13 protein-coding genes are annotated in these 11,846 nt (G+C 63.3%); 11 read left to right on the forward strand and 2 right to left on the reverse strand.

Annotated elements, in window-relative coordinates:
- The first annotated feature begins 190 nt into the window (after window positions 1-190).
- From FJ417_RS22900 to FJ417_RS22925, 6 genes are all read left to right on the forward strand, one after another.
- Window positions 191-1,225 carry a cysteine synthase A gene (locus FJ417_RS22900; protein WP_095765481.1) on the forward strand — a complete coding sequence of 345 codons (1,035 nt, stop codon included), beginning with the start codon at window positions 191-193 and terminating at the stop codon, window positions 1,223-1,225.
- Window positions 1,225-1,968 carry an alanyl-tRNA editing protein gene (locus FJ417_RS22905; protein WP_140785035.1) on the forward strand — a complete coding sequence of 248 codons (744 nt, stop codon included), beginning with the start codon at window positions 1,225-1,227 and terminating at the stop codon, window positions 1,966-1,968. Before FJ417_RS22900 ends, FJ417_RS22905 begins: the two co-directional genes overlap by 1 nt.
- Before the next feature lie 32 nt (window positions 1,969-2,000).
- Window positions 2,001-2,852, forward strand: a complete 852-nt coding sequence (gene sseA / locus FJ417_RS22910) for a 3-mercaptopyruvate sulfurtransferase (protein ID WP_140708858.1) — start codon at window positions 2,001-2,003, stop codon at window positions 2,850-2,852.
- Entirely contained in the window at window positions 2,852-3,415 is a 564-nt protein-coding gene (locus FJ417_RS22915) for a GNAT family N-acetyltransferase (RefSeq protein WP_140646287.1), read from the forward strand. Before sseA ends, FJ417_RS22915 begins: the two co-directional genes overlap by 1 nt.
- Window positions 3,416-3,544: 129 nt before the next feature.
- On the forward strand, window positions 3,545-4,102 hold the full coding sequence (locus FJ417_RS22920; protein ID WP_140785004.1) for an OmpA family protein: 558 nt from the start codon (window positions 3,545-3,547) through the stop codon (window positions 4,100-4,102).
- A gap of 144 nt (window positions 4,103-4,246) precedes the next feature.
- Window positions 4,247-4,714 carry a DUF1203 domain-containing protein gene (locus tag FJ417_RS22925; protein ID WP_140785005.1) on the forward strand — a complete coding sequence of 156 codons (468 nt, stop codon included), beginning with the start codon at window positions 4,247-4,249 and terminating at the stop codon, window positions 4,712-4,714.
- Window positions 4,715-5,138: 424 nt separating this feature from the next.
- On the opposite strand, the gene ald is transcribed toward FJ417_RS22925, so the two are convergent.
- A complete protein-coding gene (gene ald, locus FJ417_RS22930) occupies window positions 5,139-6,254 on the reverse strand; it encodes an alanine dehydrogenase (RefSeq protein WP_040982961.1) in 1,116 nt (371 codons plus the stop codon).
- Window positions 6,255-6,457: 203 nt separating this feature from the next.
- Here ald and FJ417_RS22935 point away from each other — a divergent pair, with 203 nt between their 5' ends.
- Window positions 6,458-6,931, forward strand: a complete 474-nt coding sequence (locus FJ417_RS22935) for an Lrp/AsnC family transcriptional regulator (RefSeq protein ID WP_140657197.1) — start codon at window positions 6,458-6,460, stop codon at window positions 6,929-6,931.
- Here the strand turns inward: FJ417_RS22935 and FJ417_RS22940 are convergent.
- A complete protein-coding gene (locus tag FJ417_RS22940) occupies window positions 6,928-7,587 on the reverse strand; it encodes a 5-formyltetrahydrofolate cyclo-ligase (protein ID WP_140785006.1) in 660 nt (219 codons plus the stop codon). The genes FJ417_RS22935 and FJ417_RS22940 overlap by 4 nt on opposite strands.
- Window positions 7,588-7,760: 173 nt before the next feature.
- On the opposite strand from FJ417_RS22940, the gene FJ417_RS22945 reads away from it, so the two are divergent.
- From FJ417_RS22945 to FJ417_RS22955, 4 genes are all read left to right on the forward strand, one after another.
- On the forward strand, window positions 7,761-9,026 hold the full coding sequence (locus tag FJ417_RS22945) for an NAD(P)/FAD-dependent oxidoreductase (protein ID WP_140785007.1): 1,266 nt from the start codon (window positions 7,761-7,763) through the stop codon (window positions 9,024-9,026).
- Window positions 9,027-9,167: 141 nt separating this feature from the next.
- A complete protein-coding gene (locus tag FJ417_RS22950; RefSeq protein WP_140785008.1) occupies window positions 9,168-11,156 on the forward strand; it encodes a bifunctional 2',3'-cyclic-nucleotide 2'-phosphodiesterase/3'-nucleotidase in 1,989 nt (662 codons plus the stop codon).
- Between the two features lie 141 nt (window positions 11,157-11,297).
- A complete protein-coding gene (locus tag FJ417_RS33840; RefSeq protein WP_281405928.1) occupies window positions 11,298-11,426 on the forward strand; it encodes a hypothetical protein in 129 nt (42 codons plus the stop codon).
- Window positions 11,427-11,527: 101 nt separating this feature from the next.
- Window positions 11,528-11,818: a Dabb family protein gene (locus FJ417_RS22955; protein WP_140646248.1), complete on the forward strand. Its 291-nt coding sequence runs from the start codon at window positions 11,528-11,530 to the stop codon at window positions 11,816-11,818.
- Window positions 11,819-11,846: the final 28 nt, after the last annotated feature.

Raw genomic sequence — 11,846 nt, forward strand, 5'->3', positions numbered from 1 at the left:
GGATGTCCTGCGAATGTTCCGGTTTGCTCTAGCGGCGGAGAAATCGGTTGAAAAGAGCGGTTTTGCGCATGACGTTGAAATGATCGCGAGCATTGCACCATCCGGAATGCGACTGGACCAGGCAAAATCTTGCCTTGAAACCGCGGCTTCCGGTTTTTAGGGTCTCGCCGCACACATGAAGGAATCCCGCATGCCCCGTTCTGTGATCGAAGCGATCGGCAACACGCCCCTGATCCGGCTCAACAAAGCTTCGGAAGCGACCGGCTGTGAGATCCTCGGCAAGGCCGAGTTCATGAATCCCGGGCAATCGGTAAAGGATCGGGCCGGCCTTTTCATCATCCGCGATGCCGAGCAGCGCGGCCTGCTCAAGCCCGGGGGGCTGATCGTCGAAGGCACTGCCGGCAACACCGGCATCGGTTTGACGTTGGTCGCCAAGGCGCTTGGCTACCGCACCGTCATCGTCATCCCCGACACGCAGAGCCAGGAAAAGAAGGACACGATCAAGATCCTGGGCGCGGAGCTGATCGAAGTGCCGGCGGTGCCCTACAAAAACGCCAACAATTACATAAAACTGTCCGGCCGCCTTGCCGAGCAACTGGCGCGCTCGGAGCCGAACGGCGCGATCTGGGCCAACCAGTTCGACAATGTCGCCAACCGCGACGGCCATGTCCGCACGACTGCCCAGGAGATATGGGCCCAGACCGGCGGCAAGATCGATGGCTTCGTCTCGGCCGTCGGCTCCGGCGGCACGCTTGCGGGTGTCGCTCTCGGGCTCAAGGGCAAGAGCAAGGACGTCAAGATCGCGCTCGCCGACCCGCTGGGTGCCGCCCTCTACAGTTTCTACACCAGCGGCGAGCTGAAATCCGATGGCAGCTCGATCACCGAAGGTATCGGCCAGGGCCGCATCACCGCCAATCTGGAAGACTTCACGCCGGATTTCTCCTACCAGATCCCGGACGAGGAAGCTTTGCCGATTATCTTCGACCTGATCCAGGAAGAGGGGCTCTGCGTCGGCGGCTCGACCGGCATCAACATCGCCGGAGCCGTCCGACTGGCGCGCGAGCTCGGACCAGGCCACACCATCGTGACGATCCTTGCCGACTACGGCACGCGCTACCAGGCCAAGCTCTTCAATCCGGAGTTCCTGCGCGGCAAGAATCTTCCGGTGCCGGGCTGGATGGAAGAAAAAGCCGATATTTCAGTGCCGTTCGAAAAGGTGGCATGATGGCGTACAAAACCGAGGCGCGGTTTCGCGACGACGCCTATCAGAAGACGGCGGAGGCCGAGGTCGTCGCGATCAACGATCGTGGCGGCATCCTTCTCGATCGGACAGTCTTTTATGCAACGTCCGGTGGGCAGCCGGGCGACACCGGGATATTTGAGCGCGCCGACGGCGGCCGCATCGCGATCGCCGCCACCATCACCGGCGAGACCAAGGACGAGATCATCCATGTGCCGGCACCGGAGCACGCACTGCCCGCTGTCGGCGAAAGGCTGAAGCTCTTGATCGACTGGGAGCGGCGGCACCTTCTGATGCGCATGCATTCCGCCTGCCACCTGCTGACCGTGGTCTGTCCGTTTCCGATCACCGGGGCGGCGGTTGCCGAGGACGACAGCCGCGTCGACTTCGATATTCCTGATGCCGGCTTCAGCAAGGAGGATGTGACGGCGAGGCTGATGGAGCTGGTGCGCGCCGATCATCCGATCTTCACAAGGCTGATCACCGACGAGGAGCTCGCCGCCAATCCCGGCTTGGTGAAATCGAAGAATGTGCGGCCACCTGTCGGCACCGGCAATATCCGCCTGGTCTGCATCGGCGACAACGGCTCGATCGACAGCCAGCCCTGCGGCGGCACGCATGTGAAGTCGACAGGCGAGGTCGGCGAGATACATATCGGCAAGATCGAGAAGAAAGGCCGCGAGAACCGGCGCTTCCGTATTCGCTTCGGACCGATACCGGCGAATTGACGTTAAGGCGAGGCGGGGCAGGGAGAACAAAAATGGCGCAGGACAGCCCTTTCATCGTCGACGCCGATTGGCTGGAAAAGCAGCTTGGCGAGCCAGGCCTCACCATCATCGACGCCTCCTGGTACCTGCCGGCGCAAAAGCGCGACGCCCGCGCCGAATACGATGCCGCGCACATTCCCGGCGCGCGCTTCCTCGACCAGGATGCGGTTTCCGATCCGGATTCGAAACTGCCGCACACATTGGCCTCGCCACAGCACTTCGCCCAATATGTCGGCGCCATGGGCGTTTCGGCCGACGACACGATCGTCGTCTATGACGGTCCAGGCCTGTTCTCGGCGCCGCGCGCCTGGTGGATGTTCCGCGTCATGGGCGTCTTCCAGGTCTACATCCTTAACGGCGGCATCGACCGCTGGAAGGCCGAGGGGCGACCCGTGACGGCTGAGCCGACGAAGATCGCGCCAAGCGTCTTCCACGCCGATTTCGACGCGGGCCGGGTTGTCGGGCTCGACGAGATGCGCAGGATCGTCGGCGGCCGGAAGAGCCAGATCGCCGACGCGCGCTCTTCAGGCCGCTTTGCCGGCACCGATCCGGAGCCGCGCCCAGGCGTCCGTTCGGGCCATATGCCTGGCGCGCGCAATGTTCCGATCACGGCGCTTGCCGAGAATGGCGAGCTGCTGCCCAAGGATCGCTTGCGCAAGGTGATCGAGGGCGCCGGCATCGACCTGTCGAAGCCGGTCGTCACGTCCTGCGGCTCGGGCATCACCGCGGCGGCGATCACGCTGGCGCTGGAGACGCTCGGCCATACCGACAACCGGCTTTACGATGGTTCCTGGACAGAATGGGGCGGTCTCGGCGACACGCCGGTGGTGACGGGGAAAGAATGATGGAAAACGGCGCGCTGCAAGATATCGATGTCACGGTCACGTTCCTGGAGATGCATGCGGCGCCGGCGGTTTCGCCGCCGATCCCCTACAACCGCCAGATCGCGCTGCTGAAGACGAAAGATATCCCGCTCCATTTCTATCGCTATCTGATGGATCGCGTCGGGCGCAAATGGCACTGGGTCAATGTGCTGAGGCTGAGCGACGAGGAGCTTGCCGCCGGCCTGCACCGCGAGGACCGCGACATCAGGGTGCTCTATCTCGACGGCGCTCCCGCCGGCTTCTTCGACCTCAAGCCGCATCTGCCGGACGAGGTGGATCTCGCCTATTTCGGCATGATGGAGCATGCGCACGGCCAGGGCATCGGCCGCTGGTTCCTTGGCGCCGCGATCTCGGCGGCCTGGGCGCATGGGCCAAGGCGCGTCACCGTGCAGACCTGCACGCTCGACCATCCGGCGGCTCTCCCGCTGTACCAGAAGCTCGGCTTCACGCCGGTGGCGCAGAAGAAGGAGGTCGTGCATCCGCTGAGCTTCGCCGAGCGCTCGGCCAGCGTCATGCGAGGCTAAGCCGTTCAAGCAATTCTGAACGGCAAGCTATAACGTCTCACCGCCTGAACGCCTCGTTCATCGCCGCTTCAGACTGTCTTTGCCATTGTCCCGGCCGCATTACGAGGCCGGGCTTATAGGAGAAAAGACATGCTGACCCGACGTACATTCGCCGTAGCCATGATCGCGGCAATTGCCATGCCGAGCCTGGCATCCGCGCAGGCGACCACGCCTTCGGCTGCCACGATCGAGCGCCAGCTCGACGCCGCGCCCAGGAAGAAGCTAAGCCCGAACGAGCGCGTCACCATTCGCGAGTTCAAGCGCCGGCCCGATCTGCGGCGCATGGCGCGCTCGATCGACATCCAGTCGATCAATTTCGAATTCGGCTCGGCCGCCATCGCCCCTTCGCAATACGGCAAGGTCGAAATCATTGCCGACGCGCTCCATCGCATCTTGCGGCGCGACCGCGGCGCCCGCATCCTGATCGAAGGCCATACAGACGCCGTGGGTTCTTTCGAATCGAACCAGGTCCTGTCCGAACGCCGCGCCGCGTCGCTGAAGCGGACGCTGGTGGGTGAGTTTGGCGTGCCCGCCTTCGCGCTGGACACCGTCGGCTATGGCGAGGAATTCCTGCTTGTGCAGACCCAGCAGGAGAACTGGCGCAACCGGCGCGTGACGCTGCGCCGCTTCGACGATTTCGTGCGGTGAAGCTGAGCCGATAATACCGACAACGGAGCCCGGCCTGTTCAAGGCGGCCGGGCTCTTTCACTTGTGCGCGGCGTCAGTCAGGAATCGGGTGGGAGACACCGTCGCACAGGCATAATTTCCGGAAATCGACACCGGAGATTTGCCATGGGCATCCAGTTCCAAGCCTTGCCGACCGAAGCCGTGCGCGCCTTGCAGCGGGGAGGGCTCGATGCCTACGGCCGCACCCCGGAGCGCCGGATCTCCGATGGCGACGGCGTACCCTGCAGGCACTGCATGAAGAATGTCGCCGCGGGCAAAGGCTACCTGATCGTGGCCTACCGGCCGTTCCCGCAACTGCAGCCTTATGCCGAAACCGGCCCGATCTTCCTGCACGCCGAGGAATGCGAGCGCGCCGCCGAGGGCGATGCGCTGCCGGAGATGCTCGAAAGCAGCGACTATATCGTCAGGGGCTATGGCGAGGACGATCGCATCGTCTATGGCAGCGGCGCCGTCACGCCGACCGGCGAGATTGCCGCCCGGGCGCGGACGCTGTTTGGGCGCGACGACATCGCCTACATCCATGTCCGCTCGGCCCGGAACAATTGCTATCAATGCCGCATCGAGCGGGCATGACCCAAAAAAAAGCCCGCCGATGGTCGGGCGGGCCGTTGGAGGGTCTGACAGAAGCTGTCGGCCAGTGCTGTCCGGGCCGGACTTGTCCGACCCGGCAGGCTCAGGCCGCCAGTAACGGTCCGTCTCTAGGCGTCTTTCTTGTCGAGCGAATGTGAAGCATTTCACACAAGGGCGCATATTGGCGGAAGACGAGAAAAGGCGCATTTCGAGACTGTCGTATTCCCGTCGCACTACTGCGCTAGAAAGCAGTCGTTGATGATTTGCCGACCGCGGATGGACCGGCGGCAGGTCGCAACATTCGAGGAAGCGGGGCTTTTGCTCCGCTTTTTTGTTGCCCGGTTTTCTTGATGCGACCAGTTTGCGCTCAAGAAAAAGCCCGCCGGAGTGACCCGGCGGGCGACTGAAGGAAAGCTCTGCGAATTTATCAGGCGGCAAGAACCGCCTTCGGTTCGACCATTTCGTAGCCGAGCGCTTCGGCGACGGCGCGGTTGGTGATCTTGCCCTTATGGACATTGAGGCCGTTGCGCAGGTGATGGTCGTCGACCAGCGCCTTGAGGCCCTTGTCGGCGAGTTGCAAGCCGTAATGCAGTGTCGCGTTGTTGAGCGCGTGCGCCGAAGTGACCGGCACGGCGCCGGGCATGTTGGCGACGCAATAGTGGATCACGCCGTCGACCTCATAGGTCGGATCGGCATGCGTCGTGGCATGCGAGGTCTCGAAGCAGCCGCCCTGGTCGATCGCGACGTCGACCAGCACCGAGCCCTTCTTCATGCCGGAAAGCATTTCGCGGGTCACGAGCTTAGGCGCGGCGGCGCCCGGGATCAGCACGGCGCCGATCACGACGTCGGCCGAAAAGCATTCTTCCTCCAGCGCTTCGACGGTCGAGTAACGCGTATGCACGCGGCCGCCAAAAATGTCGTCGAGCTGGCGCAGACGCGGGATCGAGCGGTCGATGATGGTGACATCGGCGCCGAGGCCGGCCGCCATCTTGGCCGCATGCAGGCCGACGACGCCGCCGCCAAGCACGGTGACCTTGCCGGGCAGCACGCCGGGCACGCCGCCGAGCAGCACGCCGCGGCCGCCATTGGCCTTCTGCAGCGCGGTCGCGCCGGCCTGGATCGAAAGGCGGCCGGCGACTTCCGACATCGGGGCGAGCAGCGGCAGGCCGCCGCGATCGTCTGTTACGGTCTCATAAGCGACCGCGGTCACGCCCGAGCCAAGAAGACCCTTGGTCTGCTCCGGATCGGGAGCGAGATGCAGATAGGTGTAGAGGATCTGGCCGTCGCGCAGTTGGACCCATTCGTTGGGCTGCGGCTCCTTGACCTTGACGATCATGTCCGACTTGGCGAACACGTCGGCGGCCGTCTTGGCGATGGTCGCGCCGGCGGCGCGGTAAGCGTTGTCGTCGGCGCCGATACCGGCGCCAGCGCCTGTCTCGACCAGCACTTCGTGGCCATGCGCGACATATTCGCGGACCGAGCCGGGCGTCAAACCGACGCGATATTCATGGTTCTTGATTTCCTTGGGGCAGCCGACACGCATCTTTTTTCTCCTGTCCGCGCCCTTCAAGGGGCGCTCTCCCTGTCATTGGTGCATGCCACCGGCTCCAAATTCGGAGGTGGACACGCAGTAACCGCAGTCAACCACGAATCGTTCCGTATGTGTTTGCGAATGCACTTGCGGCAACGGTCGCTCTTCGATAATTGTTGCGCGAAATCACTAGAAATTCGCAGGAACCACGAAAAATGCCGCTCGACAGGATTGATATCGCCATTCTGGAGACTTTGCAGAAGGATGGGCGGATACCCAATGCGGCGCTTGCCGAGAAGGTCGGGCTGTCGCAGTCGGCCTGTTCGCGCCGGCTCGACAATTTGGAAAAAGCCGGGACCATCCGCGGCTATCACGCCAGGCTGTCCAATTCCGCGCTCGGCCACCAGATGACGGCGATCGTGCACATATCGCTGTCAGGGCAATTCGAAAAGACGCTGTCGGATTTCGAGGCGGCGATCAAGCGCTGCCCGAACGTGCTCTCCTGCCATTTGATGTCGGGCGAATACGATTACATTCTGCGCATCGCGGCGAAGGATCTCGTCGACTATGAGCGTATCCACAAGGAATGGCTGTCTGCCATGCCGCATGTGACGAAGATCAACTCATCCTTCGCGCTGCGCGAGATCGTCGATCGCACGGCGGTCGGGCTGCGGCCCGAGATGGCTTAGGCCGCTGCGGCTTCGGTCACCACAGTTGTCATCGGAATGTCGTGCGGCTGCGGATAGATCGTCGGAATGCGCTGCAGTTCGTAACCGACGCCGATGACGAGCGGCCTGAACGGCATGGCCGCCAGCGTGCGGTCGAAGAAACCGCCACCATAGCCCAACCGATAGTTGCCGGGATCGATGCCGACAATCGGCGAAATCACGATGTCGGGCAGCACCGGGTCGCCTTCGGCAGGGATTGGAATGTTCCAGACGCCCTTTTCCAGCCGGTCGCCCGGTCTATAGGCGCGAAACACCAGCGGCTGTCCCTTCTCGATGACGACAGGCAGCGCGGTGCGGCCACCACGATCGTTGATCGAGGCCATCCAGCCACGCAGATCCGGCTCGCCGCGAAATGGCCAGTAGAGGCTGACCATCCGGCCGGCTATGTCTCCGATCAGCGCGTCGAGGCCGTCCGCGATGCGCGCAGACATGGCCGCGCGCGCATCGGCTGAGACGACAAGGCGGGCGCCGATGAGCCGCTCGCGCTCGGCCTTGCGCCAGCGTCTGACATCCGTCCAGTCGGAGAACGGCTCCCGGTATTCCGGGTCGAGTTCATGCATGAAGCAGGGCGGCGAGGCGTATTGCGCCGGCCCTTCGTCGTCACGGTTGTCGGCCATGCTTGGCTCCTGTCGATTTGTTTCACGCTATACTCATGGCTGTGCGGTCGCATGTGCATTCACGACGCCGCGCGACGACTCCCGGGCATGGTTATTGCCCGATCCAACATTGTTGCAGTGCACAAAAATACTTACATCATGGGTGACGGTTACACTTGGCGAGGCGGAATGAAATGAGCGAAACCGAGCATAACGTCGTTGTCGTCGGCGCCGGCTTCGGCGGCCTCGAACTCACGCGTGCGCTGGCGGGAGCTCCTGTGCGCATCACCATGATCGACAAGCGCAATCACCATCTTTTCCAGCCGCTGCTTTACCAGGTGGCGACGACGTCGTTGGCGACCTCGGAGGTCGCCTGGCCGATCCGTCATCTGCTGCGCAGGCGCAAGGACGTGACGACGCTTCTCGGCAATGTCACCGGCGTCGACCGCGCCGGCAAACGCGTGCTGCTCGAAGACGGCAGCTCGGTTCCTTACGACACGCTGGTGCTCGCCACCGGCGCGCGCCACGCCTATTTCGGCCATGACGAGTGGGAGCCGTTCGCGCCGGGTCTGAAGACGCTCGAGGATGCCACGACGATCCGGCGACGCATCCTGCTGGCTTTCGAGCAGGCGGAGCGCGAAACCGACCCGGCCAAGCGCCAGGCCCTGCTGACGCTGGTCATTGTCGGCGGCGGGCCGACCGGCGTCGAACTCGCAGGCACCATTGTCGAGCTCGCGCATGACACGCTGCGCGGCGAGTTCCGCAACATCGATACCCGACAGGCGCGCGTCGTGCTGATCGAGGCTGGCGACCGGATCCTGGCCAATTTCGCGCCGCAGCTTTCCGACTATGCCCGCAAGGCGCTGGAACGGCTGGGCGTCACCGTCGAGCTCGGGCGCCCTGTCACGAAACTGGATGCCGAAGGCGTCGTCTTCGGCGACAGGCGCCTGCCGGCAAGGACGATCATCTGGGCGGCCGGCGTCGCAGCTTCGCCCGCGGCCGAATGGCTGCGGGCTGCGGCCGACCGGGCGGGCCGGGTGCTGGTCGAACCCGATCTCACTGTGCCCGGCAATCCAGACATTTTCGTCATCGGCGACACCGCGCATGTGCTGCGGCCGGATGGAAAGCCGGTACCGGGTGTGGCGCCGTCGGCCAAGCAGGAGGGCAAGCACGTCGCCGCGACGATCAAGGCGCGGCTGGCCGGCGACACCGCGACGCGTCCTTTCCGCTACAAGCATGCCGGCGACCTGGCGACGATCGGCAAGCGCGCCGCCGCCATCGATTTCGGTTGGATCAAGCTCACCGGCTGGCCCGCCTGGTGGCTCTGGGGCATAGCGCACATCTATTTCCTGATCGACTTCCGCAACCGCCTGGCGGTCTCGCTTAGCTGGCTATGGATATATCTTACCGGCCAGCGCAGCGCGCGGCTGATCACCCAGGGCGACGACGACAAGAGCTGATTTCCTCGCCGTCATCGGCTTCATCGAGACGTCACCTTCTCGTGATCGAAAGGCCTTTCGCGCGCGTGGACTCGAAGCCTCATCAGCGCCATGCTCCATGCCTGGGGGCAGGGTCGTCGCGTTGTCGAAGAGGAGAAGAAAATGTCACGGCTGCCCATCTCCCGTCGCGGATTCTCCCGTCGCGAATTCCTGGCTGGCGCCGCTGCCGGCGGCGCGCTGATCATGCTGCATCCGTTCTCCGCCCGCGCCGCGGCCAATCAGGCGCATCTCAGGATCATGGAGACGACCGACATCCATGTGAACCTGCTGCCTTACGATTACTACGCCGACAAGGCGAACGACACGATGGGCCTGTCGCGCACCGCCTCGCTGATCGACGCGGTGCGCAAGGAAGCCGTGAATTCGATGCTGATCGACAATGGCGACTTGCTGCAGGGCAGTCCGATGGGCGACTACATAGCCTACGAGAAAGGCATGAAGGACGGCGACCTGCACCCCGTCATGAAGGGCATGAACGTGCTCGGCTATGAATGCTCGACGCTCGGCAACCATGAATTCAATTATGGGCTGTCCTTTCTCGACAAGGTGTTGGCCGGCGCCAACTTTCCCTTCGTCTGCGCGAACCTGATCCGCGGCACCACGCTTGCCGCGAACCCGCGCGACGACAAGCTCTACCTCAAGCCCTATGTCATCCTCGACAGGAAGATCAAGGATGGGTCAGGGGCCGAGCAACCGATCAGGATCGGCGTCATCGGCTTCGTGCCGCCGCAGATCATGGTCTGGGACCTGAAGAACCTCGAAGGCAACGTCCAGACGCGCGATATCGTCGAGGCGGCCAAGGCCTGGGTGCCGCAGATCAGGGAGGAAGGCGCCGATATCGTCATCGCGCTTTCGCATTCCGGCATCGATATCAAGCAAGGCGACAAGATGGAGAACGCCTCGTTCTTCGTCGCCGGCGTCGAGGGCATCGACGCGGTCTTCACCGGCCACCAGCATCTGGTCTTCCCCGGCAAGAAGGATTTCCAGGCGCTCGCAGGCGTCGACACCGAGAAGGGCACGCTGCAGGGCAAGCCGGCCGTCATGGGCGGCTTCTGGGGTTCGCATATGGGTCTGATCGACCTGCTTCTGGAGCGCGACGGCTCGAAGTGGCGGATCGTCTCGGCCACCTCCGAGGCGCGGCCGATCTATGAGCGCGTCGACAACAAGAACAAGGCAACAGTTGGCGACGACAAGCGCATCATCGCGGCGCTCGAGCAGGACCACGAGGCAACCCTTGCCTATGTCCGCCGCCCCGTCGGCAAGACATCGGCGCCGCTCTACTCCTACTTCGCTCTGGTGGCCGACGATCCGTCCGTCCAGATCGTCAACCAGGCGCAGACCTGGTATCTCAAGGACATATTGAAGAGCACTGAGTGGAAGGACGTGCCGCTCCTGTCGGCGGCGGCGCCCTTCAAGGCCGGCGGCCGCAACGGCGCCGACTACTATACCGACGTTCCCGCGGGCGATATCGCCATCAAGAATGTCGCCGACCTCTATCTTTACCCGAACACAGTGCGCGCCGTCGAAATCACCGGCACCGAGGTGAAGGAATGGCTGGAGATGTCCGCCGGCATCTTCAACCATATCGAGCCGGGCAAAGCGGATCAGCTGCTGATCAACACAGACTTCCCATCCTATAATTTCGACGTCATCGACGGCATCACCTACCGGATCGACCTGTCGCAGCCGCCGAAATACGATGCCAAGGGCGGCGTCGCGAACGCCGGTTCCAATCGCATCGCCGACCTGAAATTCAACGGGAAACCGATTGATCCGGCAGCGAAATTCGTCGTTGCCACCAACAATTACCGCGCTGGCGGCGGCGGCAATTTCCCCGACATCGACGCCTCGAAGATCATCTACGAAGCGCCGGACACCAACCGCGACGTGATCGTGCGCTACGTCGTCAGCGAGGGCACGATCAACCCTTCGGCGGACGACAACTGGTCGTTCGCGCCGCTGCCCGGCGCCAGCGTCGTCTTCGAGACCGGACCGGGCGCCAAGGATTTCATCGCCGACGTGAAATCCTTGAAGATAGAGCCTGCCGGCGATGGCGAGGCGGGCTTTGCCAGATATCGCATCACGCTTTGACGTCGTGCCGCGTCGACGCGGCTGCCTAGGCGGCCGCCCGCGCCGCCGCTGACGGGAAAGCTCAGGCAAAAAGCAGTGAACTGCCAAAATCGCTGCCCCGGCCGCTCTGGTTCCGGCTGTCCGCATGGGATAGTTTTAGCCATGCGTTATGTGATCGTCATCGCCGCCGTCACCTTCTTCCTGTTCTGGGACGGCCTCTACAATCGCGGCCACTACCTCGACGCGACCGTACGGGAAGTGTCACGCATCGTGCGCTACGTCACCGGGTAAGGTCTCGCCGCTTTCGCATCGCGGCGCGACATCGTTGCCGGTTGACGCCCGGGCGTTGCTCCCACAGAAACACCGCTGAACCGAAGACCAGGGAGGCTGGCTTGATCCGGCACATCGTTTTCTTCAGCGTGCGGCGCAGGGAAGATGTCGAGGCTGTGCGCTCGGGCCTGCTGGCGCTCGGCAAGATTCCGCACTCGAAGCATTTCGAGGTGACGCTCAACACCAAGGTCGATCTGTTTTCCAACGCGATCGATGTCGTCGTCTATGCCGAATTCGAGGACGAGGCGGCCCTTGCCGCCTACAAGGCGGATCCGATCTATGCGGACACGACCAGCAAGGTGAAGCCGCTGCGAGAACTGCGCTATTCGGCGGATGTCGTGGCCGCAGCCTGAAGCGGCAGAGCACGGTCCGTCGGGGCCG

It is taken from the genome of Mesorhizobium sp. B3-1-7, assembly GCF_006439385.1.
Classification (GTDB): domain Bacteria; phylum Pseudomonadota; class Alphaproteobacteria; order Rhizobiales; family Rhizobiaceae; genus Mesorhizobium.

Excerpts from the sequence above, each read along its gene's own strand:
- FJ417_RS22900 (WP_095765481.1), top strand. The coding sequence starts at position 191 with ATGCCCCGTTCTGTGATCGAAGCGATCGGCAACACGCCCCTGATCCGG.
- FJ417_RS22905 (WP_140785035.1), top strand. The coding sequence starts at position 1,225 with ATGGCGTACAAAACCGAGGCGCGGTTTCGCGACGACGCCTATCAGAAG.
- sseA (WP_140708858.1), top strand. The coding sequence starts at position 2,001 with ATGGCGCAGGACAGCCCTTTCATCGTCGACGCCGATTGGCTGGAAAAG.
- FJ417_RS22915 (WP_140646287.1), top strand. The coding sequence starts at position 2,852 with ATGGAAAACGGCGCGCTGCAAGATATCGATGTCACGGTCACGTTCCTG.
- FJ417_RS22920 (WP_140785004.1), top strand. The coding sequence starts at position 3,545 with ATGCTGACCCGACGTACATTCGCCGTAGCCATGATCGCGGCAATTGCC.
- FJ417_RS22925 (WP_140785005.1), top strand. The coding sequence starts at position 4,247 with ATGGGCATCCAGTTCCAAGCCTTGCCGACCGAAGCCGTGCGCGCCTTG.
- ald (WP_040982961.1), bottom strand. The coding sequence starts at position 6,254 with ATGCGTGTCGGCTGCCCCAAGGAAATCAAGAACCATGAATATCGCGTC.
- FJ417_RS22935 (WP_140657197.1), top strand. The coding sequence starts at position 6,458 with ATGCCGCTCGACAGGATTGATATCGCCATTCTGGAGACTTTGCAGAAG.
- FJ417_RS22940 (WP_140785006.1), bottom strand. The coding sequence starts at position 7,587 with ATGGCCGACAACCGTGACGACGAAGGGCCGGCGCAATACGCCTCGCCG.
- FJ417_RS22945 (WP_140785007.1), top strand. The coding sequence starts at position 7,761 with ATGAGCGAAACCGAGCATAACGTCGTTGTCGTCGGCGCCGGCTTCGGC.
- FJ417_RS22950 (WP_140785008.1), top strand. The coding sequence starts at position 9,168 with ATGTCACGGCTGCCCATCTCCCGTCGCGGATTCTCCCGTCGCGAATTC.
- FJ417_RS33840 (WP_281405928.1), top strand. The coding sequence starts at position 11,298 with ATGCGTTATGTGATCGTCATCGCCGCCGTCACCTTCTTCCTGTTCTGG.